Below are 24,168 nucleotides of genomic sequence, written 5' to 3'. Positions count from 1 at the left end.
GCGAAGGAATGAAATCACAGCACGGTATGTCTCTCATAGAAGTGATGGTTGCCGTCGCCATACTAGGTTCGGGGCTGTTGGGGCTTGCCGCGATGCAAGGGCGTGCCTTGGCGCAGGTTCAGAGCGCACACTATCGGAGTGTGGCAGCTGATTTGGCGGCGGATCTGGGAGATCGGATTAGGGCAAACCGCTCTCCGTTTATCGTCATGGAAGCAGGTGCGTTGCACGCTTCGTTCGCTTTGCCCCCAAATTTTGCGAACTGCAGTCAGTCTACAGGGAGTCCTGCCTCCGTTACTTGCACGCCTCAGAGCGGTGGCCGGCAGAGCTACCGGGTTGCTGCCGAGATGGGGGAGTGGAATAGCGCTCTGCGCGAACAATTGCCAAATGGTCGCTTCACTCTGCAGTCAGTGGCTGCATCTAACGTGGCTAACACCCCCGGCTCGGGGTTGCTGCGTTATACCCTGACCATTACTTGGGCCGATGACCGGAAGTCGGCATCCCCTGATTTCAGTTACGTAACGGTGATCGAATGATGAGCAACCAGCTTCGGCAATCGGGTCTGACTTTGGTCGAGTTGATGGTGGGGATGTTGATAGCGTTGGTGGCGTTATCGGCTGGCGGAGCACTTTACCTGAGCTCTTCGCAGGCGAACAGAATGCTGCAAATGCAGAACCGATTAACGGAGGATGGGCGTTTTGTTCTGCAGATGATCCAGCGCGCGGTGGCTCAGGCTGGTTTTCGTAATGCGCCAGGTGAAGCTAGGGGGGTTGGGAATGCATATCTTGCGGCAACCTCGACGACATCCTTTACCGTTGGTTTTCAGGCGGACAATAGCTCTATGCTTGGTTGCACCGGAGCTGTTATTGCCGGCACGGGGAATCAGTCTTTGGTAATCGAACGGAATGGCAGTTGCTTGCAGTGTCGAAGTGCAGGGAGCGCACCAACCTGCCCCGCGCCAACGGATGTAAATACAGCCGTGGATTGGGTCGGCCCTTTTCCGAACGGGGGCGGTTTAGGTAGTGAAGTGGTCGATTTTCAAGTCTTGTATGGTATTGATACCGGCCCCAATCCGACTGCGCCAGAGATTAGTTGCGGTGCCGAAACCCGTGATTGTGTAGTTGACAGTTACGTCAGTGCATTACCGAATGGGGTGACAATTGATCAGGTTATGGCATTGCAAATCTGTTTGATTCTGCGCTCAGAGAACATTGCACCGGAGATGGGGAGTAAGGCTGCGGTTGCGAACTGCGCCCGCAATGGAACAATCAACGGATCGGCGACTGATAACAGGCTCTATCGGACTTTCCGGACAACGACGCAACTGCGAAATTTCTGAGGTGTTAGTCATGAACAGATTGCAGGGAGGGTTTGCCCTTGTTTTTTCGATGATGGTATTAGCGATTCTGACTGCAATCGTGATTGGTTCGGTAAGGTCTACTGTCTCCGGGGAGCGTGCCTCAGGTAGTCATATGGATCGTACTGCAGCATTTCAGGCGGCCGAACAAGCATTGATTCAAGGCAAGTCGTTGCTAATGGAGAATGCAGACACTTGTTTGACCGGTTGTGCAATTGCTTCCGACAAGTCAGCTTCGGCGTCGACTGCTCAAACGGCTTTCGCATCGGTGAATGCTTGGAGCGATGCAAACAAGATTGATGCCACATTGGCGTCCGGGCAGAATGGCTCTGCAGCTTATAGAATTGTCCAATTGTCCTCGGGAAGTCTTACCAGTCCAGCAACAGGGACAGCGCGTTCGGATTGTATTCCGTATAGTGTGATGGGACGGGGGGTCGGAGTAGCGGGTGGTGTTGTCGTCTTGCAGACGGTCGTTTGGGTGTGCCCGGTTTGATCTGGGCGGTTTTGAGAGCAAAATCATGAAGACAGTCAGTACTAAGAAATTGCGCGGCTTTACCCTGATTGAGTTGATGCTTGTTGTCGCTATTCTCGGAATTTTGGCGGCGGTCGCTTTGCCGGCCTACAACAGCTATCTCGTCAAATCGCGGCGTACTGATGCGCAAAGGATTCTTGTTGAATATAGCCAGTCGATGGAGCGTTATTTCACAGCTAACGGCCGTTATGCGACGGCTGCTGGAGGTACGACTTGCGGTGGTACTGCGCCAGCAACTCAGCAGGGCTTGCCCTACGCGATTTCTTGTGCGGTCAATGCTGGTACCGGGGTGTTTACTGTGACTGCAACCGTGACTTCTGGAAGTAGCCAAGCCGCCGATGGGAACTTGACGCTCGACAGTACTGGTGCACGTTCGCCTGCTGCAAAATGGAAGAATTGACTATTGTTTTTTTGTTTCTTGTGGTAGAATCGCCGGCTTAATTCAACACTAATCTGGATTTTATTCATGGCCAACAGCGCACAAGCCCGCAAGCGCGCACGTCAAGCTGACAAGCAGCGCGCCCACAACGCAAGCCTGCGTTCGACCCTGCGTACCGCGATCAAGAGCGTGCGCAAGGCGATCGTCGCCGGCGACAAAGCCGCCGCCCAGAGCGTCTTTCAGCAGTCCGTTTCGGTGATCGACCGGATCGCCGACAAGCAGATCGTTCACAAAAACGCCGTGGCTCGCACCAAGAGCCGTCTGTCCGCCCAGATCAAGGCGCTGGGTGTTGCTGCTGCCTGATCAAGCCAGCTGATCCCGTAAAAATGGCGCCTGCGGGCGCCTTTTTTGTTTTTGCCGGAATTTTGCGGTCGACCGCAAAATTCCCTTATTTTCTGTCGTCCAGCGAGCAGACGCCGTCGATGATCTGCAGGTCGTTGTCCTGGGCGAAGTTGAGCATGAAACGGTAGGCCATCGGTTCAATTTCGCCGAGCCGGCCATCGACGAAAACCGCCTTGTCGCCGTTGAAGTCGCCCGGGCCGACGTAGGGTGAGTACTTCATCTTGCGTTCCGCACCGAAGGCCGACATCACGCCGCAGAGGCGCTCGGCCCAGTCGCTCGGGCGAAATTTCCTGCCTTCCCTGGTGACGCCGATGATGATGAAGGTGGTCGATTCTTGAGTTGTCATTGTGTACTCTGCGCTTATGGGTATGCGACCTTGCGTGTCGCTGCATTCTAGCAGAAGCGGGTGGTCTTACCATAATTGCTAAACTTGGCGAACAGCCCCGCAGGCTGTCCTCGCCGGGTTTTCCGGACATGAAAAAGGCCCATCGACCGGCGTGGTCGATGGGCCTTTTTGCGGGTTTTCCTGCCGATCAGCCGCAGGTGCCGACGGCGCCGCAGGCGGTGCAGAAATCGCAGCCGTCCTTGCGGATCATCGTGTGGTTGCCGCATTCGCCGCACAGCTTGCCCTGGGTCGGCAGCACCTTGTTGCTGGTGGTGTCTTCGGGCGCTTCGAGAATGCCCATCTGCTGCAGCGGGAAGCCTGCCTCGTCGAGCACGCCGAGCATCGCGTAGCGGTGGATGATCAACTGGGCAATGTAGGCCACCGTGGACGGCCAGGTCTGCTGCTTGCGCGAGCCGGGGACGAAGGCCATGAAATCGCCGAGCGGCTCGGAATAGTCGAGCAGCTTGCGCAGCTTCATGCCGATCCAGGCCGGGTCGATCACGCGCATGTCGAGCGAGAGCAGCTTGCACAGGCCGTCGAGGGCGCGCGGGTAGTTGCCCGAGAGCCACATCGAGTAGGGGCGGGTGACGCCGTCGGGCAGGGTGATTTCCTTCAGGCCGAGGACGAAGTCCTCGCCGGTCGAGGGATTGTTTACATCGACGGTCCAGGACAGCGTGCCGTCGGTGCCGGTCTTCGGTTCCTTGGTCGAGAACAGCGCATCCTTGACCGGCGTCGGGCCGTCATGGCCGAGTGCGCCGAGTTGTTCGACACGCCAGTGGATGACCTGGGCCATCGCCGAGACGACGGACGGCATGCGCTTCTTTTCGCCGTGCGGGGGCATGTGCATTTCGAAGGCATCGCCCGGCGTCTTGGCCAGGGCTTCGAGCTTCATTTCCAGCCAGCCGTGGTCGTTGGCCCGCATGTCCATCGACAGCGTCTTGGCGACGGCGCCGAGGCCGCGCGGTTCGGCCGGGCCGTTGGCCCAGACTTCGAACGGCCAGGCGTGGCCTTCCTGCTCGACGTGACCGACGAAGAGCGCGAACTTGCCGATCGGCGAGTCGACCATGTAGGTCCAGCACAGGTTGCCTTCCGGCAGGCTCGGGCGGCCCGGCCAGCGCAGGCTGGAGAGCACCGGTGCCGGCAGGTTCTTGATCGACAGGCGACGGTTGGCGTCGGAGACGAAATCCTGCGGCGACTTGCTGTCGTCGCTCGGCGCAGCTTCCTTGGTCGGTTCGACCGACAGGACCGAGCCGAGGACGCTGTTCGGGCGGTAGGTGGCCAGGCCCTTGAGGCCGGCCTTCCAGGCCTGCATGTAGAGATCCTGGAAGTCTTCGTACGGATAGTCGGCGGGGACGTTGACCGTCTTCGAGATCGAGGTGTCGATGTACGGCGCGACGGCGGCAACCATGTCGGCGTGGGCCTTGGCCGAGATTTCCAGGGCCGTCACGAAGTAATCCGGCAGCTTGCTGACGTCGCCACCCTGATGCTTGTACAGGCGCCAGGCGTAATCCTCGACCGAGTATTCCTTGATCGTGCCGTCCTGCATCCGCTTCTTGCGGTTATAGGTCCAGGAGAACGGCGGCTCGATGCCGTTCGAGGCGTTGTCGGCGAAGGCCAGCGAAATGGTGCCGGTCGGCGCGATCGACAGCAGGTGGGAGTTGCGCAGGCCATGCTTGCGGATTTCCGCCTTGACCTCGGCCGGCAGGCGCGAGGCGAAGTTGCCGCCGGACAGGTAGAGCTCGGCGTTGAACAGCGGGAAGGCGCCGCGTTCCTTGGCCATCTCGACCGAGTACAGGTAGGCGGTGTCGCGCATGAACTCGCTGATCCGCGAGGCCATGGCGCGTGCTTCGGTCTTGTCGTAGCGCAGGCGGAGCATCGCCAGGGCGTCGCCGAGGCCGGTGAAGCCGAGGCCGACGCGGCGCTTGTTGGCGGCTTCCTGGGCCTGGCGCTCGAGCGGCCAGTGGGTCGCATCGAGGACGTTGTCGAGCATCCGGGTGGACACACGGACGACTTCGGCGAAGGCGTCGAAATCGAAACTGGCGGCGTCGGAGAAGGCGTCGCGGACGAACAGCGTCAGGTTGATCGAGCCGAGGCAGCAGCAGCCGTAGGGCGGCAGCGGTTGTTCCGCGCAGGGGTTGGTGGCCTCGATCACTTCGCAGTAATTGAGGTTGTTGTCCTTGTTCATCCGGTCGAGGAACAGGATGCCCGGTTCGGCGTGGTCGTAGGTGGACTTCATCACCTGATCCCACAGGTCACGGGCGCGCACCTTGCGGTAGACCCAGGTGCCGTCGTCGCGCTGGTAGGCGCCGGCCGACTTCATGTCGGCGTTGGGCTCGGCGCGGTGGGCCAGCTCGACATCGCCGTCGGTGTCGACGGCTTCCATGAAGGCGTCGGTGACGCCGATCGAGATGTTGAAGTTGGTCAGGTCGCCCTTGTCCTTGGCGTGGATGAATTCCTCGATATCCGGATGGTCGCAGCGCAGCACGCCCATCTGGGCACCGCGGCGGGCGCCGGCGGATTCGACGGTTTCGCAGGAGCGGTCGAAGACGCGCATGTACGAGACCGGGCCGGAAGCACGCGATTGCGTGCCCTTGACGCGGGCGCCCTGCGGCCGGATCGAGGAGAAGTCGTAACCGACGCCGCCCCCGCGGCGCATGGTTTCGGCGGCCTGGGCCAGCGCAGTGTAGATGCCGGGGCGGCCATCGACGTTCTCGACGATCGAATCGCCGACCGGCTGCACGAAGCAGTTGATCAGCGTCGCCTGCAGGTCGGTGCCGGCGGCGGAGTTGATCCGGCCGGCGGGGATGAAGCCGTTTTCCTGGGCCCACAGGAACTTGCCTTCCCAGTGGGCGCGGTCGGCTTCCTGCTCGACCTGGGCGAGCGCCCAGGCGACGCGCTTGCGCACGTCGTGGACATTGGTTTCCTTGCCCTTCGCGTACTTTTCAACAAGCACCTCGCCGGAGATTTCCTGCTCCGGCAGCGGGGCGAATTGCGGCGGCGCTGGAATGTCGGTCAGTGACAGCTGCTCGGCGATTTTGCTCATTGAAGACTCCTCTCTGCAGATCTTGTAGGGTTGCTGGCTGGGGAGGGAATCTACTAGATATAGTGGGTGGCGGCAATACGTTGACTACATGCAGTGTTTTCTGCATCGCCGGAAAGTGCCGTCGTCATGCCCCGGAAAAGCCCGAAAAAACAAGGCCCCGCCAACTTTCGCCGGCGGGGCCGAGGGGCAAAAAAGATTTGTTAAAGGGCCAACAGCGTTTGTGCGTGGTGGGCCATCATCCACTCCTCGTTGGTCGGGACGACCAGGACGTCGACGTTGCTGTTGCCGGCGCTGATGACCACGTCGTGGCGGGCATTGGCTTCCGGATTGACGCGGATGCCCAGCCATTCCGCCTGCAGGCAGACGCGGCGGCGAACCTCGGCAGCATGTTCGCCGATGCCGCCGGTGAACACCAGGGCGTCGATGCCGCCGGCTGCGGCGGCGAGCGAGCCGAGTTCGCGGGCGATGCGGTAGCAGAACAGGTCGACCGCCTCGCGGGCTTCCGGCTTGCTGCTCGCCAGCAGCGTGCGCATGTCCTGGCTGATGCCGGAGACGCCGAGCAGGCCGGATTCCTTGTAGAGGATGCGGGTCATGTCCTTGACCGAGAGCCCCTTGGTTTCCATCAGGTGGAGGACCAGGCCGGGGTCGAGGTTGCCGCAGCGGGTACCCATCATCAGACCGTCGATGGTCGAGAAGCCGAGCGTCGTCGCGACGCATTTGCGGTTGACCATCGCCGCCATGCTGGCGCCGTTGCCGAGGTGGGCGACGACGACACGGCCGTCGGCACGGTGCGAATGCTGCGGCAGCGCCCGCGCGATGTACTCGTAGGACAGGCCGTGGAAGCCGTAGCGCTTGATGCCTTCTGCGGTCAACGCCCGTGGCAGGCCAAAAAGCTGGGCCACTTCCGGCTGGCTGCGGTGGAAGGCAGTGTCGAAGCAGGCCACTTGCGGCACTTCCGGCAGCAGCGCCTGCAGGGCCTTGATCCCGGCGACGTTGTGCGGTTCGTGCAGCGGCGCCAGCGGGATGAAGCTTTCGAGGTGGCCGAGCACCGTCTCGTCGACGACGATCGGCGCCGAGTAGCGGTCGCCGCCGTGTACCACGCGATGACCGACGCTGACGATCTGCCAGCCGGTGTAGGTGGCGAGGAACCACTGCAGCATCGCATCGAGCGCCTGCGTGTGGCTGACTGCTTCGCCGACGATGGCCTGGTCGGCGATGCGCTCGCCGGCGCGGTTCTTGGCGACCAGCTTGGTGGCGTTGGTGCCGATCCCGTCGATCTGGCCGGAGACCTCGGCTTCGGGCGAGATTGGGTGGGCGAGCGGGAACAGGGCGAACTTGATCGACGACGATCCGGCATTGATGGTCAGGATGCCTTGCTTGGTGTGGCTCATGCGTTTTCCTTGGCGCGTTTGGCGTGGGCGACCAGGGCGGCGATCACGCAGGACGCGGTACGCGTCTCGGCCGTGTCGGCGCGGCTGGTCAGGACGATGGGAACCTTGGTGCCGAGCACGATGCCGGCGGTCAGCGCGTTGGCCAGGTATTCGAGCTGCTTGGCCACCATGTTGCCGGATTCGAGGTCGGGCACGACGAGGATTTCGGCATGGCCGGCGACGGCCGACTTGATGCCCTTGGTCTTGGCGGCGACGATCGAGACCGCGTTGTCGAAGGCGAGCGGGCCGTCGAGGATGCCGCCCTTGATCTGGCCGCGGTCGGCCATCTTGCACAGCGCCGCCGCGTGCAACGTCGATTCGATTTTCGGATTGACCGTCTCGACCGCCGACAGGATCGCCACCTTGGGTTCGGGAATGCCGAGCACGTGGGCGAGGTCGATGGCGTTCTGGATGATGTCGACCTTCTCTTCCAGGGTCGGTGCGATGTTGATCGCCGCGTCGGTGATCAGCAGCGGCCGGTGGTAGGTCGGCACGTCCATCAGGAAGACGTGGCTGATCCGGCGGTTGGTGCGCAGGCCGTTGGCGCGGGCGACGACCTCGCTCATCAGCTCGTCGGTGTGCAGGCTGCCCTTCATCAACGCCTCGGCATCGCCGGTCTTGACCAGCGATACGGCGAGCGCCGCCGAGTCATGGCTGTGCGCGGCATTGACGATGCGGATGCCGGACAGGTCGATGCGGAATTCCTCGGCGACGGCACGGATCTTGTTCTCCGGGCCGACCAGGATGGGTTCGATGATCCCGGCCTGGAACGCCTGCACCGGTCCCTTCAGCGATTCCAGATCGCACGGGTGGGCGACTGCGGTGGGAATCGGCTCCAGCCCTTTCACCCGCGACAGCAGCTGGGTGTAGCGGGCGTGCTTGTCGTCGATGTGGATGGCCGGCAGATGGCCTTCCTGCAGTTGCGAGACCTTCTCGGTCGGTGCCAGGACCTCGGCGGTGCCGCGCACCACCGGCAGGCCTTCCTGGTTGGTGCATACGCAGTCGAACAGGATGTGCTGGTTGTGATCGAACTTCTGGCGGACGGTGACGGTGATGACGATGCGGTCGCCGATGGTCACCGGCCGGGCGAAATGCAGCGACTGGTCGACCAGGATCGTGCCCGGCCCGGGAAACTGCGTCGCCAGCACGGTCGAGATCAGCGAGCCGCTCCACATGCCGTGGGCGATGGCTTCGCGGAACATGCCGCTTTCCGAGTACTTCGGGTCGATCGTCGCCGGATTGACGTCGCCGGTCAGGATCGCGAACAGCTTGACGTCTTCCGGCATCAGCGTGCGCGTCAGGCTGGCGCTGTCGCCGACGGCGATCTCGGCGTAGGTCTTGTTGGTGAGATAGCGGGCTTCGCTGGTCTCGGACATGGTGGGCTCCCTGGGATGAGGAATGGGCTCAGGCCCGGGCGGCGTTGCGGCGTTCGCGCGCAGCGTCCGGCGTCGGGACGTCGATGGAAATTTCGGGGTGCAGCGCCTGCAGCGTGTCCACCACCCACGGGTTGGCTTCGTAGGTGAATTCGCGGGCTTCCAGCGGGGCGCCGGAAACGGCCTCGACGAACAGCGCGACTGCCGCCGAGCGGCTGACGCCGTACTCGCAATGGACCATCATCGACAAGGCGAAGGGCGCCGCCTGGATTTCGCGGACGAAGGCGTCGATCTGGCGGGCCATCGTGCGGTCGAACAGGCCGGGCAGCGTCGGCTGGAATTCGTCGGCCGGCACCGCGTCGAAGAAGGAGAGGCGCAGCACATGGCGGAACAGCGGGTCGAGCCGCGCTTCCGGGGTGGTCGGATCGGTGATCGAGATCACCGCCATGTAGGGGTTGCCCTGCAGCGATTCGGCGAGCTTGCGCGAGGTGTAGAAGACGTGGTTGATGGTCATTTGACGGTCGACCGGCAAAAAAGGCGATTTTTCATTCCATGAAGACCGGGTCGGAAAAGACCAGCGTGCCATCCTTGCGCATCATCAGGTTGTCGGCCTTGATCAGGTCGGGCAGGGCGCCGTATTCGCCGGAGAAGGTTTCCAGTGCCTGCAGCGACTCGCGCACGGTATCGGCCCAGCCCATCGGTGTCGCGGTGAGGTGGTGCAGGGCGATCCGGCCCATGTCCTGGGCCAGGTTGCGCCACATCATGCAGGCATCGAAATAGGCGGTCGAGATCTTGGTCGCGACCTCGGCCGTTTCGCCGCTGCCAGGCAGCGGATAGAGACGCTCGACCTCGACGATGTGGAAGGGAAAGCCGCGGCTGGAGCGGCCGGCCGTCCCGTGGTCGGCGAAGACGATCGGAAAATGGCGGCCGGTCGGGCGGTCCGGCGCCGTGTAGTAAGCATAGTCGGTCGGCGAGGAGAGGATCTTGAAGACCCGTTCCTGGCCGTCGACGGTGTCGCCTTCGACGACGATGGTGCTCTCGCCGCGCCCGATCTCCCGCCTGCCCTTGAGCAGCGGATGATCGGGGACGGGGTCGGGAATGATCGTGGCGGGGTTGTCGGCCATGAGCTTCTCCTCGGCGGGACGAAAGTTCTGCCAGCCTAGGGCAGGTCAGGGCCGGACGCCTTGACCTGCGGCAAGGGAAGGCGAATCAGGCGACGATGTGGGCGCCGGCGTCGACGTAGATCGTCTGCCCGGTCATCCCCGAGGAGCCCGAGGTGCACAGGAAGGCGGTCAGGGCGCCGACTTCGTCGATGGTCACGGTGCGACCGAGCGGCGCCTTCTGGGCGTCGGAATCGAGCAGGTTGTTGAAGTTGGCGATGCCGGAAGCCGCCCGCGTCATGATCGGGCCGGGCGATACGGCGAAGACGCGGATGCCCTTGGGGCCGAGGTCGTAGGCCATGTAGCGGACGGCCGATTCGAGCGCCGCCTTGATGATGCCCATGACGCCGTAGTTGCGCACGACGCGCTCGGCGCCGAGGTAGGACATGGTGATCAGCGAACCGCCGTGGGCCATCAGCGGCTCGAGCGCCTTGGCCATGCGCAGGAAGCTGTGGCAGGAGACGTTCATCGCCGAATCGAAGCCGGCTTCGGAGGCGTCGATGACGCGGCCGTGCAGGTCGTCGGCGTTGCAGAAGGCCATCGAATGGACGGCGAAGTCGATTTCGCCGAAGGCCTCGCCGCATTGGGCGATGACGCCTTCGAGACTGCCTTCCTCGGCAACGTCGAGCTTGAGGAACAGCTTGGCACCGAGCGCCTCGGCCAGCGGCTGGGTGTACTTGGCGGTCTTTTCGTTCTGGTAGGTGATGGCGATTTCGCCGCCGAGGGCGACGATTGCCTTGGCGACCGCGTAGGCGATCGACTTGTCGTTGGCGATGCCGGTGATCAGGCCCTTCTTGCCGGCGAGCGGGAGGGCGGCGGAGGCGGTGGTGGAGTTCATGCTGCTTCCTTGCGAAGTTGTTTGGAAAAATTCGGTCTGCTGCTGCATTGCACCATTTGCGCCAGATTATCACGTTTCCGGCAGCGCAGCGGCATGGTCAGGCGAGCGCCAGTTTCCAGCATGTGCATTTCCGTTTTGTGATGCGGAAAACATGGCTTTTTCCCGGTGCCGGCGCGAGGTTTCGGGGAGCGCCTGGTGCTGCCTTGTAACACTGTTGCTGTAGTGCACAAAAAATGCCATCGGCGTTGCTGTCGTGTGGGGATAAACCCTATCGTTTTCAAGGTCTTGTGCGTGTTTTCGGGTTTTCTTTCAGAAAGGTTTCCGGATGGCATTTTGTTGACCCAGCGCAAATTGTCCTGTCGGCAAACCACTAAAGTACTGGGGTCTTTCTGCCTGGGGATGCCAACCGTGTTCGTCTCTACCGAGCTTGCCAACCTGATCGAGCCCATCTTGTTACGACATCGTGCGCGCCCCGATCGCCTGGTCCAGATCCTGCGCGAAGTCCAGGAAGTGGCCGATTTCATTTCCGACGAAACCGCCGCCTGGCTGGCCGAGCGCCTGCGCATCTCGTATGCGCAGGTGAAGAGCACGCGCGATTTCTACGCCTTTTTCTATCGCGAGAACCGGGGGCGCTACCGGATTCTGTTCTCGGACAACATCACCGACCGGATGGCCGGCAACCAGGCATTGTTCGAGCACATGCTCAAGCGCCTGCGCCTGGAACCGGGCAAGGTTTCGGATGACGGCCTGGTCAGTGTCGATTACACCTCGTGCACCGGGATGTGCGACCAGGGGCCGGCGATTCTGGTCAACAACCGGACGATCACCCGGATGACGCCGCGCCGGGTCGACGAGATCTGCGACCTCGTCCGCGGCAAGGTGCCGCTCAGCCAGTGGCCGGCCGAGTTCTTCGTCGTCGAGGACAACATCCATCGCGCCGACATGCTGCTCGGCACGCCGCACGAACCCGGCAAGGCGGTACACGCGGCGATTGCCCGCGGTCGTGACGGCATGCTCGGCGAAATGAAACTGTCGAACCTGCGCGGGCGCGGCGGCGCCGGCTTCACCACGGCAGTGAAGTGGGATGCCTGTCGCAACGCGAACGGCGACACCCGCTACATCGTCTGCAATGCCGACGAAGGCGAACCAGGTACCTTCAAGGACCGCGTGCTGCTGCAGTCGTACGCCGGCCGCGTCTTCGAGGGCATGGCCATCGCCGCCTACGTGGTCGGTGCCAGCCAGGGCTTTCTCTACCTGCGCGGCGAATACCTCTACCTGCTGCCGCAACTCGAAGCCTACCTCGCCGGGATGCGCAGCGCCGGCCTGCTCGGGCGCAGCATCGGCGGCGTCGCCGGCTTCGATTTCGACATCGAGATCCACCTCGGTGCCGGCGCCTATGTCTGCGGCGAGGAAACGGCGCTGATCGAATCGCTCGAGGGCAAGGCCGGACGCCCCCGGGTGCGTCCGCCTTTCCCGGTGACCTCGGGCTACATGGGCCAGCCGACCGTGGTCAACAACGTCGAGACCCTGTCCAAGGTGACCGAGATCGCGATCCACGGCGGGGCCTGGTACGAGGCGATCGGCACCAAGCAGTCGACCGGGACCAAGATCCTGTCGGTTTCCGGCGATTGCGAGCGGCCTGGCCTCTACGAGTACGCCTTCGGCGTGCGCATCGCCCAGGTGCTCGAGGATTGCGGCGCCCAGGAAGCGATCGCCGTCCAGATCAGTGGCGCTTCCGGTGTCTGCCTGTCGGAGCGCGAGTTCGGCCGGCGCATCGCCTTCGAGGATGTCCCCACCGCCGGTTCGTTCATGATTTTCGGCAAGCAGCGCGACATGTTCGAGGTCGCCCGCAATTTCTCGCATTTCTTCGCCCATGAGTCCTGCGGCTTCTGTACGCCGTGCCGGGTCGGCACCAGCCTGCTCAAGAACATCATGGACAAGATCGCCGACGGCCGCGGTACCCAGTACGAGATGAACGAATTGCTGCGCCTGCAGCAGGTGCTCAAGCCCGGCAGTCATTGCGGTCTCGGCCAGACGGCCGGCAACGCGGTCGCCGATACCGTGCAGAAGTTCCGCCCGGCGTATGAGCGCCGGCTGGCCGAAACCGATTTCGTGCCGGCCTTCGATCTCGACGCGGCCCTGGCCCGCGCCCGTGAACTGACCGGCCGCGACGACGCGGCCGCCCACCTCGGAGAGGAAGCATGAGCGACATCAGCAGCGCCAACAGCTTTTCCATCGACGGCCAGCGCATCGCCTTCACGCCCGGCCAGACCATCCTCGAGGCGGCGCTCGCCGCCGGCGTCTATATTCCGCACCTCTGCCACCATCCGGAGCTGACCCCGCACGGCAGTTGCAAGCTGTGCACGGTCGTGGTCAACGGCCGCAACGGTTCGGCCTGCACCCAGAAAGCGATGCCGGGGATCGAGGTCGAGAACAACTCGCCGGCCCTCAACGACCGCCGCCGGGTGTTGCTGCAGATGCTTTTCGTCGAGGGCAACCACTTCTGCCCCGGCTGCGAGAAGAGCGGCAACTGCCAGCTGCAGGCCCTGGCCTACGATCTCGAGATGCTGACCCCGCACTTCCGCCACGCTTTTCCGGCGCGTCCGGTCGATACCACGCATCCCGACGTCTGGCTCGACCTCAACCGCTGCGTGATGTGCGAGTTGTGCGTCCGCGCCAGCCGCGACCTCGACGGCAAGTCGGTGTTCATGCTCGCCGGCCGGGGCGCCGAGTCGAGGATCGTCGTCAATTCGCCGAGCGGATTGCTCGGCGACAGCGAACTGTCGATCGACGACCGTGCCGCGCACGTCTGTCCAGTCGGCGCGATCCTGCCCAAGCGGGTCGGCTACGCGGTGCCGATCGGCCAGCGCCAGTTCGACGCGGCGCCGATCAGCCGGCAGGTCGATTATCTGGCCCGGCGACACATTCCGATCGTTCCGGTGACCGAGGAGCTCGTCAAATGAATGCACCGCTGACCCCGCGCAAGTTGCGCGTCGCCACCGCTTCGCTGTCCGGCTGCTTCGGCTGCCACATGTCCTTCCTCGACATCGACGAGCGCCTGCTCGAACTCGCCGCACTGGTCGATTTCGACCGTTCGCCGATCACCGACATCAAGCATTGCAGCCAGCGTTGCGACGTCGCGCTGGTCGAGGGCGGTGTCTGCAACGCCGAGAACGTCCATGTCCTGCGCGAGCTGCGCGCCAATTCGAAGATGGTCGTTGCCCTCGGCGCCTGCGCGGTCAATGGCGGTCTGCCGGCGCAGCGCAACCATCTCGACGTCGGCCAGTGCCTGCAGCAGGTCTATCGCACGCCGGACGGCTCGACCGCGATCCCGAACGACCCGGAGCTGCCGCTGCTGCTCGACAAGGTCTATCCGATCAACGAGATCGTCCGTGTCGATTACTTCCTGCCCGGCTGTCCGCCCTCCGGCGACACCATCTGGAAGTTCATGACCGACCTGCTGACCGGGCGCACGCCCCGGATCGAGCATCCCCTGCTCAAATTCGACTGAACGGAGTCCCCCATGTTCGAACTGGAAACTGCCGCCCATCCCGAAACCCTGCGCCGGGTCGCGATCGATCCGGTGACCCGGGTCGAGGGCCACGGCAAGGTCACGCTGCTGCTCGACCAGGACAACAAGATCCACCAGGTCCGCCTGCACATCGTCGAGTTCCGCGGCTTCGAAGTCTTCATCGAAGGCCGTCCTTACTGGGAGGTGCCGGTCACCGTCCAGCGCCTGTGCGGCATCTGCCCGGTCAGCCACCAGCTGGCGGCGGTCAAGGCGATGGACCTGATCGCCGGTTACGGTCAACTCACCGCGACGGCCGAAAAGCTGCGCCGGCTGCTGCATTACGGCCAGATCGTGCAGTCGCACGCGGTGCATTTCTACCACCTGGCCTCGCCCGACCTGCTGCTCGGTTTCGACAGCGACCTCACCCGCCGCAACATCGTCGGCGTCGCCCTCGATTTTCCCGAGATCGCCAAGCAGGGCGTCTTGCTGCGCAAGTTCGGCCAGGAAGTGATCCGCCATGTTGCCGGCAAGCGCGTGCATGGCACCGGCGCCATCCCGGGCGGGGTGAACAAGGCGCTGAGCGTCGCCGAACGCGACGAAATGGCGCGCGACATCGACCAGATGATCGTCTGGACGCAGGGCGCGATCGACATGGTGCGCCGGCTGCACGAGACCAATCCCGGCTTCTACAACGTTTTCGGCGATACCCCGGCGAGCATGATGGGCCTGGTCCGCGCCGACGGCGCGCTCGATTTCTACCATGGTGCCCTGCGCGCGGTCGATGCCGCCGGACGGACGATTTTCGACCAGGTCGACTACGCCGACTACCAGCAGGTGCTGCAGGAAGAGATCAAGCCGTGGAGCTACATGAAGTTCCCGCACATCCGCAGCCTGGGCGCCGACGACGGCTGGTACAAGGTCGGCCCGCTGGCCCGCGTGCAGGCGGCGAGCTATCTGGCGACGCCGCTGGCCGAGGCCGAGCGGCTGAAGATGCTGGCGCTGGGCAACGGCAAGCCGGTGCATGGCACGCTGGTCTACCACTGGGCACGGCTGATCGAGATCCTGCATGCCGCCGAGATGATCCGCGACCTGCTCCACGATAACGACATCCTCGGCCATGACCTGATGGCCGACCGCGGCACCCGCCGGCCGGAAGCGGTCGGCGTCATCGAGGCGCCGCGCGGCACGCTGTTCCACCACTACCGCGTCAATGAAGACGATCAGGTCACCTACTGCAACCTGATCGTGTCGACGACCAACAACAACCAGGCGATGAACGAGTCGATCCGTACCGTCGCCCGCCAGTATCTCGACGGGCGCGAGCTGACCGAAGGCCTGCTCAACCACATCGAGTGCGCGATCCGTGCCTACGATCCCTGCCTGTCCTGCGCCACGCACGCGCTCGGCAAGATGCCGATGACCGTCGAGCTGGTCGATGCCGACGGCGCCCTGGTCGATCGCATGAGTCGCGGCGGGTGAGCGCGCCGGTCGTCGTGTTCGCCGTCGGCAACCCGAGCCGCGGCGATGATGCGATCGGTCCGCTGCTTTGCGGTCGACTCGCCGAATGGCTGAAAAACCGGGGGCGCGAAGCCGAAGTCGAGCTGATCGAGGATTTCCAGCTCAACATCGAGCACGCCCTCGACCTCGAGGGGCGCAGCCTGGCGCTGTTCATCGACGCTGCGGTCAACCAGCCGCAGGCGGTGGTTTTTCGCCAAATCGGGCCGTCGACCGTGATCACCCATTCGACGCACGCGCTACCGCCGGAGGCGGTGCTCCAGGTCTATCGCCAGACCGAAGGCCGCGAGCCGCCGCCGGCCTTCACCCTGGCCGTGCGCGGCGAGGCCTTCGCGCTCGGCCAGCCGCCGGGGGCCGGCGCCGAGGCGGCGATGGACGAGGCCATGCTCTGTCTCGTCCGCTTGCTCGCCAATCCCCGTCTCGATGCCTGGCAGGCGCTCGCCGCCTAGTTTTCGGCCGGCCCCGCCGGCAGCGTGAACCAGAAGGTCGAGCCTTCGCCGGCGACGCTGTCGACGCCGATTTCGCCACCCATCATCTCGACCAGCCGGCGGCTGATCGACAAGCCCAGCCCGGTGCCGCCGAAACGCCGGGTGGTCGAGCCGTCGCCCTGGAAGAACGGCTCGAACAGGCGCGCCATCTGCTGCGCCGGGATGCCGATGCCGCTGTCGCTGACCGTGAAGCGCAACTGGTCGCCGCTGATGCTGACGGTCAGTGCGACATGGCCGTGGTCGGTGAACTTGATCGCGTTGCCGATCAGGTTGTTGAGCACCTGACGCAGCCGGCCGGGATCGCCGTACACCGTTGCGCCGCCGGCGGGCGCCAGCGTCCAGGTGAAGTCCAGTTGTTTCTCGGCGGCGAGCACGGCCAGCAGGTCGCAGGTCTGGCGCAGCAGCCTGTCGAGGTCGAAGGCGATCCGCTCGACGCGCAGCTTGCCGGCTTCGATCTTCGAGAAGTCGAGGATGTCGTTGATCACCACCAGCAAGCTGTTGGCGCTCTGCCGGACGGTTTCCGCGCATTCGCGCTGATCGCCGGCCAGCGGCGTGGTCAGCAGCAGTTCGGTCATGCCGATGATGCCGTTCATCGGCGTGCGCAACTCGTGGCTCATGTTGGCCAGGAACTCGCTCTTGGCCCGACTGGCCGCCGCGGCCTCGGCGAGCGCCTGATGCTCGGCGGCGAGTGCCCGGGCATTGGCGATCGCCAGTGCGAACAGGCCGCCGATCTGCTGCAGGGTATCGAGCCGGATCGGCGAGCGCGGCGGCCGGGCGACGCTGGGCAGGCAGAGGACGCCGAGTGCGTCGTCGCCGAGACGCAGCGGCACCAGGTAGTGACCGTGGCCGGTTGGCGTGCAGTCGTCGATGACGACGACCTTGTCGCCGGCCTGCCGGCACGGCAACGGGGATGCATCGCCGGCTTCGTGGCAGTCGGGCAGGTTGCCGTCCGGCGTGTGCAGCAGGATGCGGCCACGCCGCCGGTCTTGTTCGCCGAGCATGCCGCGCATGCTGCCGAGTATGGCCAGTGCCTCGCTGAAGCGCTCGGCCAGTGGCCGTCGGGTTTCCTGGAGGATGCGGGCGATCGCGAACTTGGCTTCGGCCCCCTCGCGAGCATCGAATTCGGCGGCTTCTCGTTCGTGGCGGACGGTGATGTCGGTGGCCGCGCCCCGATAGCCGAGGAAATCGCCCTTGCCGTCGAACACCGGGACGCCGCTGGAGGCCAGCCAGATCACCCGTCCGTCGGGCAGACGGGCCTGGTACTCGAAGCGATGAAAGGGACGGCGTGCCTCGAGATCGGCAAAATGGGCCTGCATCCGTGCCTGTTCCTCCAGCGTTGCCATCGCCATCACTTCCGGTCGCGACTTGCCGAGGAATTCGCCGGGTTCGACGCCAAGCAGGCTGGCGGCGTTGTCGGAGAAGAAGGTGAAGCGCAGCGCGCTGTCGGTTTCCCAGAACCACCAGTCGGAACTGGTCGAGAAGATGTCGCGGAAGCGTTGTTCGTTCTCTTCCAGGGAGCCGTGCGCGGCCTGCAGTCGCTGCTCGATCGCCCGTGTCCGGCGCGATAGCGCCAGGCCGAGCAGCAGGGCCAGGGTACTGGCGGCGGCAAACGCCAACAGCGACTTGTGCCGGCCGTCGGTTCGCTCGGCGGTGACCTCGCGCAGGACGGCCAGCGAGGCGATCGCCCGGTGGTCTATGTCGGGTAGCGGCAACAGGGTTGCCGACCAGATGCGACCGCTGTCTTCGAAGGCAAAGACAGTCTCGGGGTCCCCGGCCGGTTGCGCGTTCCAGCGCTCGGACAGGGCCGCGGGAAGACCCGGTCTACGGCGGTAGAGGATGGCGATGTTCGGCTCCTCGTTCCATTCGCCGCTGAAATCGAGGAGTTGCTTGCCGGTATTGAAGGCCTGCTCGTCAATGTGGCGCTTGTCGATGGCGGCGATGACGTCGACGGCGAGGGCTTTTTCGATTTCGCCGGAGAAGCGCTCGACATCGACGCCAAGCTCGATGTAGCCGATCAGTTGGCCATCGTCGATCCACGGCTGGATGTGGCGTAGCGTGTAGGTGGCGCGGGCGCCGAGCTCAAGGGCGTTGGCAGGCTTGCCGGTGGCGATCGCCTGGTCGAGGGCGCGATGCTTGACGATGCCGCCGCGGCGCTGCGGCGCATGCACCCGGAGCACAGCCTGCCGGTCGGGGCCGATGAAGTACCAGTGGGTGATGCCGAATTCCGCCCGCAACGCCGCCAGGCGCGGCTGGCTGGCGGCCAGCAGACGGTCGCGATCGCCGTTGCGGAAGGCCTCGCGCAACGCCGGCGTGGCGGCGATTTCGCGGGCGAACCAGTCGAGGTGGCGAATGTGCTCGCCTTCAAGGCGCTGCCAGGCTTTCCTGACCTGCTCGCCGGCCTGGCGGGTGGTGGCCTGTTCGAGTCGGTCGAGATGGTGGTGGAAACCGGCGCTGAAGACGACGACCAGCGCCAGCAGCGCCAGACTGACAGGGAGCAGAATCTGGCGCCGGAAGCGGAAACTGGAGCGGGGAGATGCCATCAGCGGGAGCGGCGGCCGGGCCGCGGAAACGACGGGGCCGGCCGGCGGCCCGGACAATCAACGATAGACGAGTACCGGGACCTTGGAGTGGGTCAGCACCTTGTTTGTCTCGCTGCCGAGCAGGAAGCCGCTGATCCCGCGGCGTCCGTGCGAGGCCATGAAGATCAGGTCGCAGCCGGCGTCTTCGGCAGCCTTGATGATCGCTTCGTAGGGTACGTCGCTGGTTGCCGAGGCGGTGCTGCAGGCGACACCGGCGGCCTGGCACCAGCCGGCGACCTCGTCGAGGAACTGGCTGGCCTGCTGCTCGGCCATTTCGGTGAATTTCTCCGGCGTCGTCGGGTCGATCAGGGCACCTTCGCCGAAGTAGGCGATCGGGTATTCCGGCTTGGCGTAAAAAGCGGTGATCCGGGCGCCGGCTTCGGCGGCGAAGGCGACGGCGCGTTGCGCGGTGGCTCGCGAGAGCTCTGAACCATCGGTCGGGACGAGAATGTGCTTGAACATGCTTTACCTCCTGAAATGGTCTGCTGGCGTTGATTTCCGCCTTGTTGAGGTTCATGCTACGCCAAGTCCGGAGGATTTCAAACATGCGACTTGGCTTTTTCGGCGCAGCCGGCGAGGTGACCGGCTCCTGCACCCTGGTGGATACCGGCGAGTATCGCTTCCTGGTCGATTGCGGCATGTTCCAGGGCGGCGCCGAGGCGCGGCGCAAGAACGAAGGCGCCCTCGATTTCGGTTTCGACGTGCGACGCCTCGATTTCGTGCTGCTGACCCACGCCCACATCGATCATTCCGGTTTGCTGCCGCGTCTGGCGATGCTCGGTTTCCGCGGCCCGGTCTATGCGACCCGGGCGACCCGGGCGCTGATCGAGGTGCTGCTGCCCGATGCCGCCCACATCCAGGAAAAGGAAGCCGAATGGCAGTTGCGCAACCGGCGTCGGCGTGGTCGCAGCGAGCGCGGCATCCAGCCGCCGCTGTACACCGTCGCGCAGGCGCTGGCCGCGCTGAAACTGGTGCATCCGGTCGACTACGGCCAGCATCTGCGGCCGGCCGAGGGCATCGAGGTCTGCTTCCATGACGCCGGTCACATCCTCGGCTCGGCGGCGCTCGAGATTTCGGTCAAATCTGGCGGTCGACCGCGAAAACTGGTGTTTTCCGGCGATCTCGGGATGTCCGGCCGGCCCTTGCTGAACGACCCGGAAAAGCCGCCGGCGCTGGCCGACGCGGTGCTCATCGAATCGACCTACGGCAATCGCCTGCACCGTCCGGTCGCCGAGACCGAGGACGAGATCGTCGCCGCCTTCCGGCGGACCTGGGCGGCCGGTGGCAATGTCGTGATCCCGGCCTTCGCCGTCGGGCGGACCCAGGAAATCCTCTACCTGCTGACCGACCTGGTCCGCCAGGGACGGCTCGAGCCCTTGAAGATCTACGTCGATTCGCCGATGGCCAACGCCGCGACGCGGATCACCCTCGAACACGACTACCTGCTCGACGCGCCGACCCGCGAACTGATCGCCTGGCAGGCAGCGCATCCGCACAAGGTCAATGTCGAATTCGTCGCCGACGTCGAGCGTTCGCGGCAGCTCAACGACATCCGCCACGGGGCGGTGATCGTCTCGGCCTCGGGCATGTGCGACGCCGGGCGGATCAAGTACCACCTGCGCGAGAACCTGCGGCGCAGCGAATGCACGATCCTGATCGCCGGCTTCCAGGCTGCCGGGACGCTTGGCCGGCGCCTGGTCGATGGTGCCCGGCTGGTGCGCATCTTCGGCGAGACGGTGCCGGTGCGGGCGAAAATCTGTACGGTCGGCGGTCTCTCGGCGCATGCCGACCAGGCGGCGCTGCTCGACTGGCTGGCCGGTTTCCGCAAGCCGCCGGGGCAGCTTTTCGTGGTGCACGGCGAGGCCTCGGCGTCGGCTGATTTTGCGCAGGCGGTCCACGAGCGTTTCGGCTGGACGCAGGTACATCTGCCGCAACCCGGCAGCTTCGTCACGCTGTAAGATATCGTCATCAAATCGACCGGAGATAGCCCGATGCCCGCAAGTTCAGCCAAGCACGACACCCTCGACCTTTCCAGCCTGAGCCCGGCGGAGTCCCTGGGCAAGGCGGTCAGCCAGGCGATCGATCCGTTCGGCGCGACCACCTCGCTGCTCAATGCCCAGATGGCCTGGCTGATGCATCCGCAGGAACTGGCCCGCGCCGTCAGCGCGCTGTCCGGCGACCTGTTCGCGCTGCAGGCCCACGTTGCCCGACGGGCCATGGGCATCGCTTCCGACGACGTGATCCAGCCGCACGCCGACGATGCCCGCTTCGCCGATCCGGTGTGGACCGATTCGGCCTCGTGGGACATCGTCAAGGAGTGGTATCTGGCCTTCACCCACCGTCTGCAGGACATGGCTTTCGAAACCCCGGGGCTGTCCGACAAGGAACGCCGGCGGGCGGCCTTCTGGTTCCGCAAGTGGCTGAACGCGGTGGCGCCGACCAATTTCTTCTGGTCGAACCCGGCCGCCATCGAGCGCTGCGTCGCGACCCAGGGCGAGAGCCTGCGCCAGGGCTGGGCCAACCTGCAGCGCGACATCGCCGCCAAGAACATCCAGATGGTCGAACCCGACGCCTTCGTCGTCGGCAAGGACCTGGCGACGACGCCGGGCAAGGTGATCTTCCGCAACCGCTTGGTCGAGCTGATCCATTACGCGCCGACCACCGACAAGGTGCGGGCAATGCCGATCGTCATCGTCACGCCGTGGATCAACAAGTTCTACATTCTTGATTTGAATGCCAAGAAGAGCCTGGTCAAGTACCTGACCGGGCAGGGCTTCTCGGTCTTCATCACCAGCTGGAAGAATCCCGACGAGACGATGCGCGACGTCCGGTTCGACGACTACCTGCTCGAGGGCGTCAACGAGGTGGTGCGTGTCGCCGGCGAGTTCTGCCGGCAGCCGCAGGTGCATCTGGTCGGCTACTGCATCGGCGGCACCCTGGTGTCGACCTACATGGCCTGGGCCAACAAGCGCTTCACTGCGGACCAGATGCCGGTCGCGCACTGGACCCTGTTCACCACGCTGACCGATTTCTCGCATCCAGGCGACATCGACGTCTTCATCGACGAAAGCTGCGTCGCCGCGCTCGAGGAAAAGATGGCCAAGACCGGCTATCTCGACGGCAACGACATGATGACCTCGTTCCGGCTGTTGCGCTCGAACAGCCTGATCTGGAGCTACTGGGTGCATAGCTACCTGCTCGGCGAATCGCTGCCGCCGTTCGACGTGCTCTTCTGGAACTGCGATTCGACGCGCATGCCGCAGGCGATGCACAGCTACTACCTGCGCGAGATGTACCTCAACAACAACCTGATCAAGCGCGACCGGCTCAGCATCGCCGGCGAACCGATCGATCTCGACCGCATCGTCCAGCCGCTCTACGCGGTGACCGCCGAGGACGACCACATTGCGCCGTGGAAGCAGTGCTACCGGATCCGCAAGTACGTCAATGTCAAGGCGCCGGTGCGTTTCGTGCTGTCGACCTCGGGGCACATCCTCGGCATCGTCAATCCGCCGGTCAATCCGCCCAAGCGGGCCTACTGGATCGCCGAGCCGGAGCGCAACGAGCACTGGGAGCACTGGCTCGAACGTGCCGACCGCAAGCCGGGAACCTGGTGGGACGACTGGACCGCCTGGCTGCACCAGCGGACCGGCGACGAAGTCGAGGCCTACCCGGCAAGCAACCGCAAGTTCCCGGCGCTGGCTGACGCGCCGGGTACCTACGTGCTCGAAAAATGAGCCTGCCGGTGTCGTCGACCGTCAACGGGCAGGCGCCGCAGGCCGGCGCCGACCTGTTGCGCATCGTCCGCATCAACGAGGAAATCAAGGCCGTCGTCCGGGTTTCGCTGCGCATCAACATCATGGCGCTCAATGCGATCTTCCTGGCCAAACGGGCGGGTACGGCGGCCCTCGGGTTCGGCGTGCTGTCGAACGAGCTGCGCGTCTTCTCGCAGGATCTGCGCAGCAGCATGGGGGCGCTGGGCGAGCTGATCCACCGTTGCGTCACCGAGGTCTCGGTGGTGCTGCAGGACATCCGCCACCTGTGTCTGCTCGAGGCCGCCGCCGGTACTTCGCCGGTGCCGGCGCTGGCGGCCGTCGTCCGCCGTCGCGAGGCGCTCGGGGCCGAGCATCGCGAACGCCTCGCCGGTTTGCGCCGGCAGTTGCAGCGGGCACTCGAGGATGCCTTCCAGCTGGTCGAGCTGGGGGGCGTGCTGGCCAAGTCGGCGAAGATCGAGGCAGCCTACGGCCAGGGTTTCGCGCTGCCGCTGGCGCAGGTTTCGGGGGAGTTCGACGGGGTCGTCGAGGAAATACGCAGTTCGCTGCAGGCGCTGCAGCGGTCCGATTTTTTCAGATAGAGCCGGGGGGCGGGTGAAGAAGACCAGTACCATTTTCCAGGATGGCGACCACAAGTGGGTGGCCATCGTCCGCGATCCGGCGCGTCCCGGTCACCTGATCGATACCAACGAATATCTGGTGACGCACGGCGGCGCCGGCATGCTGCTCGATCCGGGCGGTGCCGAGGTCTTCCCGGCAGTTTTCTCGGCGCTCTCGGGCGAGTTTGATCCGTCGGCGCTGCGTGCGATCTTCGCCTCGCACCAGGACCCCGACATCTGCTCGTCGCTGGCCCTGTGGCTCGAGTTCAACCCGGGCATGCGCTGCTATGTCAGCTGGCTGTGGGCCAGCTTCATCCCGCATTTCGGCGGTAACGCCGAGACCTTCGTGGCGATTCCCGACACCGGCATCGACATCGCGCTCGACGGCCTGGTCTTGCAGGCCGTGCCGGCGCATTACCTGCATTCCTCGGGCAATTTCCACCTCTACGACCGTCAGGCCAGGATCCTGTTTTCCGGCGACGTCGGCGCGGCCTTGCTGCCGGCTGGCGAGGAGGGGCTCTTCGTCGACGATTTCGATCGCCACATCCGCCACGCCGAGGGCTTCCACCGGCGCTGGATGGGCTCGAACGAGGCCAAGCGCAGCTGGTGCGAGCGGGTCGCCCGGATGGACATCGACATGCTCTGCCCGCAGCACGGGGCGATCTATCGTGGTGCCGACGTGCAGCGCTTCATCAACTGGTTCGACGAACTGAGGGTCGGCGTGCTCGCCAACTGAGATTCCCGGGCGGCTTTGATGCCCATCAATGCGAGCCGGGTGGAGCGAAGCAGAAAATGCTGATACACCTC

General features: G+C 64.5%; 24 protein-coding genes. 14 read left to right on the top strand and 10 right to left on the bottom strand.

Annotation, left to right across the window (positions count from 1 at the left end):
• Positions 1-8: 8 nt before the first annotated feature.
• The 5 genes from pilV (at position 9) to rpsT (ending at position 2,628) form a co-directional block, all read left to right on the top strand.
• The gene (gene pilV, locus DFR40_RS05960; RefSeq protein WP_121457579.1) at positions 9-533 is read left to right on the top strand and encodes a type IV pilus modification protein PilV; all 525 of its coding nucleotides are present in this window, start codon (positions 9-11) and stop codon (positions 531-533) included.
• Positions 533-1,336 (top strand): PilW family protein, encoded by an 804-nt coding sequence (locus DFR40_RS05955; protein WP_170160167.1) that lies wholly within the window; start codon positions 533-535, stop codon positions 1,334-1,336. Before pilV ends, DFR40_RS05955 begins: the two co-directional genes overlap by 1 nt.
• A gap of 10 nt (positions 1,337-1,346) precedes the next feature.
• Positions 1,347-1,847, top strand: a complete 501-nt coding sequence (locus tag DFR40_RS05950; RefSeq protein ID WP_170160166.1) for a pilus assembly PilX family protein — start codon at positions 1,347-1,349, stop codon at positions 1,845-1,847.
• A gap of 25 nt (positions 1,848-1,872) precedes the next feature.
• Positions 1,873-2,286 carry a type IV pilin protein gene (locus tag DFR40_RS17475; protein ID WP_121457576.1) on the top strand — a complete coding sequence of 138 codons (414 nt, stop codon included), beginning with the start codon at positions 1,873-1,875 and terminating at the stop codon, positions 2,284-2,286.
• 66 nt (positions 2,287-2,352) lie between these two features.
• Positions 2,353-2,628 carry a 30S ribosomal protein S20 gene (gene rpsT / locus DFR40_RS05940; protein WP_121457575.1) on the top strand — a complete coding sequence of 92 codons (276 nt, stop codon included), beginning with the start codon at positions 2,353-2,355 and terminating at the stop codon, positions 2,626-2,628.
• An 85-nt stretch (positions 2,629-2,713) separates the two neighbouring features.
• Here the strand turns inward: rpsT and DFR40_RS05935 are convergent, their stop codons facing one another.
• The 8 genes from DFR40_RS05935 to DFR40_RS17470 form a co-directional block, all read right to left on the bottom strand.
• On the bottom strand, positions 2,714-3,013 hold the full coding sequence (locus DFR40_RS05935) for a DUF3579 domain-containing protein (RefSeq protein WP_121457574.1): 300 nt from the start codon (positions 3,011-3,013) through the stop codon (positions 2,714-2,716).
• A gap of 187 nt (positions 3,014-3,200) precedes the next feature.
• The gene (locus DFR40_RS05930) at positions 3,201-6,095 is read right to left on the bottom strand and encodes an adenosylcobalamin-dependent ribonucleoside-diphosphate reductase (protein ID WP_121457573.1); all 2,895 of its coding nucleotides are present in this window, start codon (positions 6,093-6,095) and stop codon (positions 3,201-3,203) included.
• A 200-nt stretch (positions 6,096-6,295) separates the two neighbouring features.
• Positions 6,296-7,486: an acetate/propionate family kinase gene (locus DFR40_RS05925; RefSeq protein WP_121457572.1), complete on the bottom strand. Its 1,191-nt coding sequence runs from the start codon at positions 7,484-7,486 to the stop codon at positions 6,296-6,298.
• A complete protein-coding gene (locus DFR40_RS05920) occupies positions 7,483-8,901 on the bottom strand; it encodes a bifunctional enoyl-CoA hydratase/phosphate acetyltransferase (protein WP_121457571.1) in 1,419 nt (472 codons plus the stop codon). The genes DFR40_RS05925 and DFR40_RS05920 overlap by 4 nt, the downstream gene beginning before the upstream one ends.
• A 28-nt stretch (positions 8,902-8,929) precedes the next feature.
• A complete protein-coding gene (locus DFR40_RS05915; RefSeq protein ID WP_121457570.1) occupies positions 8,930-9,412 on the bottom strand; it encodes a hypothetical protein in 483 nt (160 codons plus the stop codon).
• A 31-nt stretch (positions 9,413-9,443) separates the two neighbouring features.
• A complete protein-coding gene (locus DFR40_RS05910) occupies positions 9,444-10,022 on the bottom strand; it encodes a hypothetical protein (protein ID WP_121457569.1) in 579 nt (192 codons plus the stop codon).
• Between the two features lie 85 nt (positions 10,023-10,107).
• Positions 10,108-10,896, bottom strand: a complete 789-nt coding sequence (gene fabI / locus DFR40_RS05905; RefSeq protein ID WP_121457880.1) for an enoyl-ACP reductase FabI — start codon at positions 10,894-10,896, stop codon at positions 10,108-10,110.
• Positions 10,893-11,018: a hypothetical protein gene (locus DFR40_RS17470; protein ID WP_281270056.1), complete on the bottom strand. Its 126-nt coding sequence runs from the start codon at positions 11,016-11,018 to the stop codon at positions 10,893-10,895. The genes fabI and DFR40_RS17470 overlap by 4 nt, the downstream gene beginning before the upstream one ends.
• A gap of 286 nt (positions 11,019-11,304) precedes the next feature.
• Here DFR40_RS17470 and DFR40_RS05900 point away from each other — a divergent pair, with 286 nt between their 5' ends.
• From DFR40_RS05900 to DFR40_RS05880, 5 genes are read left to right on the top strand one after another with little or no spacing between them, the layout of a single operon-like run.
• Positions 11,305-13,101, top strand: coding sequence for an NAD(P)H-dependent oxidoreductase subunit E (locus DFR40_RS05900; protein ID WP_245985615.1), 1,797 nt, complete (start codon positions 11,305-11,307; stop codon positions 13,099-13,101).
• On the top strand, positions 13,098-13,859 hold the full coding sequence (locus DFR40_RS05895) for a 2Fe-2S iron-sulfur cluster-binding protein (RefSeq protein WP_121457567.1): 762 nt from the start codon (positions 13,098-13,100) through the stop codon (positions 13,857-13,859). The genes DFR40_RS05900 and DFR40_RS05895 overlap by 4 nt, the downstream gene beginning before the upstream one ends.
• A complete protein-coding gene (locus DFR40_RS05890) occupies positions 13,856-14,407 on the top strand; it encodes an NADH-quinone oxidoreductase subunit B family protein (protein WP_121457566.1) in 552 nt (183 codons plus the stop codon). Before DFR40_RS05895 ends, DFR40_RS05890 begins: the two co-directional genes overlap by 4 nt.
• A gap of 12 nt (positions 14,408-14,419) precedes the next feature.
• On the top strand, positions 14,420-15,886 hold the full coding sequence (locus DFR40_RS05885) for a Ni/Fe hydrogenase subunit alpha (protein ID WP_121457565.1): 1,467 nt from the start codon (positions 14,420-14,422) through the stop codon (positions 15,884-15,886).
• On the top strand, positions 15,883-16,371 hold the full coding sequence (locus DFR40_RS05880; protein WP_121457564.1) for a hydrogenase maturation protease: 489 nt from the start codon (positions 15,883-15,885) through the stop codon (positions 16,369-16,371). Before DFR40_RS05885 ends, DFR40_RS05880 begins: the two co-directional genes overlap by 4 nt.
• Here the strand turns inward: DFR40_RS05880 and DFR40_RS05875 are convergent.
• Together DFR40_RS05875 and DFR40_RS05870 are read right to left on the bottom strand one after the other, a co-directional pair.
• Positions 16,368-18,950 carry an ATP-binding protein gene (locus DFR40_RS05875; protein WP_147431291.1) on the bottom strand — a complete coding sequence of 861 codons (2,583 nt, stop codon included), beginning with the start codon at positions 18,948-18,950 and terminating at the stop codon, positions 16,368-16,370. The genes DFR40_RS05880 and DFR40_RS05875 overlap by 4 nt on opposite strands.
• A gap of 57 nt (positions 18,951-19,007) precedes the next feature.
• Entirely contained in the window at positions 19,008-19,451 is a 444-nt protein-coding gene (locus DFR40_RS05870; protein ID WP_121457562.1) for a universal stress protein, read from the bottom strand.
• An 83-nt stretch (positions 19,452-19,534) separates the two neighbouring features.
• Between DFR40_RS05870 and DFR40_RS05865 the strand changes: the two genes are divergently transcribed.
• From DFR40_RS05865 to DFR40_RS05850, 4 genes are read left to right on the top strand one after another with little or no spacing between them, the layout of a single operon-like run.
• A complete protein-coding gene (locus tag DFR40_RS05865; RefSeq protein WP_121457561.1) occupies positions 19,535-20,947 on the top strand; it encodes an MBL fold metallo-hydrolase RNA specificity domain-containing protein in 1,413 nt (470 codons plus the stop codon).
• A gap of 33 nt (positions 20,948-20,980) precedes the next feature.
• The gene (locus DFR40_RS05860; RefSeq protein WP_121457560.1) at positions 20,981-22,726 is read left to right on the top strand and encodes a PHA/PHB synthase family protein; all 1,746 of its coding nucleotides are present in this window, start codon (positions 20,981-20,983) and stop codon (positions 22,724-22,726) included.
• Entirely contained in the window at positions 22,723-23,343 is a 621-nt protein-coding gene (locus tag DFR40_RS05855; protein ID WP_121457559.1) for a chemotaxis protein, read from the top strand. Before DFR40_RS05860 ends, DFR40_RS05855 begins: the two co-directional genes overlap by 4 nt.
• A 13-nt stretch (positions 23,344-23,356) precedes the next feature.
• Complete coding sequence (locus DFR40_RS05850) at positions 23,357-24,097, top strand: oxygen-binding di-iron domain-containing protein (protein ID WP_121457558.1); 741 nt, start codon at positions 23,357-23,359, stop codon at positions 24,095-24,097.
• The last annotated feature ends 71 nt before the right edge of the window (positions 24,098-24,168 follow it).

It is taken from the genome of Azonexus fungiphilus (assembly GCF_003634965.1).
Classification (GTDB): Bacteria; Pseudomonadota; Gammaproteobacteria; order Burkholderiales; family Rhodocyclaceae; genus Azonexus; species Azonexus fungiphilus.
Note: the sequence above shows the minus strand (reverse complement) of the source record. Positions and strands in the feature narration are given on the sequence as shown.

What these genes read in the sequence shown, in the direction of transcription:
- DFR40_RS05910 (WP_121457569.1), bottom strand. Translation starts at nt 10,022, where the DNA reads ATGGCCGACAACCCCGCCACGATCATTCCCGACCCCGTCCCCGATCAT.
- DFR40_RS05865 (WP_121457561.1), top strand. Translation starts at nt 19,535, where the DNA reads ATGCGACTTGGCTTTTTCGGCGCAGCCGGCGAGGTGACCGGCTCCTGC.
- pilV (WP_121457579.1), top strand. Translation starts at nt 9, where the DNA reads ATGAAATCACAGCACGGTATGTCTCTCATAGAAGTGATGGTTGCCGTC.
- DFR40_RS05930 (WP_121457573.1), bottom strand. Translation starts at nt 6,095, where the DNA reads ATGAGCAAAATCGCCGAGCAGCTGTCACTGACCGACATTCCAGCGCCG.
- DFR40_RS05950 (WP_170160166.1), top strand. Translation starts at nt 1,347, where the DNA reads ATGAACAGATTGCAGGGAGGGTTTGCCCTTGTTTTTTCGATGATGGTA.
- DFR40_RS05935 (WP_121457574.1), bottom strand. Translation starts at nt 3,013, where the DNA reads ATGACAACTCAAGAATCGACCACCTTCATCATCATCGGCGTCACCAGG.
- DFR40_RS05875 (WP_147431291.1), bottom strand. Translation starts at nt 18,950, where the DNA reads ATGGCATCTCCCCGCTCCAGTTTCCGCTTCCGGCGCCAGATTCTGCTC.
- fabI (WP_121457880.1), bottom strand. Translation starts at nt 10,896, where the DNA reads ATGAACTCCACCACCGCCTCCGCCGCCCTCCCGCTCGCCGGCAAGAAG.
- DFR40_RS17470 (WP_281270056.1), bottom strand. Translation starts at nt 11,018, where the DNA reads ATGCTGGAAACTGGCGCTCGCCTGACCATGCCGCTGCGCTGCCGGAAA.
- DFR40_RS05915 (WP_121457570.1), bottom strand. Translation starts at nt 9,412, where the DNA reads ATGACCATCAACCACGTCTTCTACACCTCGCGCAAGCTCGCCGAATCG.
- DFR40_RS05855 (WP_121457559.1), top strand. Translation starts at nt 22,723, where the DNA reads ATGAGCCTGCCGGTGTCGTCGACCGTCAACGGGCAGGCGCCGCAGGCC.
- DFR40_RS17475 (WP_121457576.1), top strand. Translation starts at nt 1,873, where the DNA reads ATGAAGACAGTCAGTACTAAGAAATTGCGCGGCTTTACCCTGATTGAG.
- DFR40_RS05885 (WP_121457565.1), top strand. Translation starts at nt 14,420, where the DNA reads ATGTTCGAACTGGAAACTGCCGCCCATCCCGAAACCCTGCGCCGGGTC.
- DFR40_RS05955 (WP_170160167.1), top strand. Translation starts at nt 533, where the DNA reads ATGAGCAACCAGCTTCGGCAATCGGGTCTGACTTTGGTCGAGTTGATG.
- DFR40_RS05890 (WP_121457566.1), top strand. Translation starts at nt 13,856, where the DNA reads ATGAATGCACCGCTGACCCCGCGCAAGTTGCGCGTCGCCACCGCTTCG.
- DFR40_RS05860 (WP_121457560.1), top strand. Translation starts at nt 20,981, where the DNA reads ATGCCCGCAAGTTCAGCCAAGCACGACACCCTCGACCTTTCCAGCCTG.
- DFR40_RS05925 (WP_121457572.1), bottom strand. Translation starts at nt 7,486, where the DNA reads ATGAGCCACACCAAGCAAGGCATCCTGACCATCAATGCCGGATCGTCG.
- DFR40_RS05920 (WP_121457571.1), bottom strand. Translation starts at nt 8,901, where the DNA reads ATGTCCGAGACCAGCGAAGCCCGCTATCTCACCAACAAGACCTACGCC.
- DFR40_RS05870 (WP_121457562.1), bottom strand. Translation starts at nt 19,451, where the DNA reads ATGTTCAAGCACATTCTCGTCCCGACCGATGGTTCAGAGCTCTCGCGA.
- DFR40_RS05895 (WP_121457567.1), top strand. Translation starts at nt 13,098, where the DNA reads ATGAGCGACATCAGCAGCGCCAACAGCTTTTCCATCGACGGCCAGCGC.
- rpsT (WP_121457575.1), top strand. Translation starts at nt 2,353, where the DNA reads ATGGCCAACAGCGCACAAGCCCGCAAGCGCGCACGTCAAGCTGACAAG.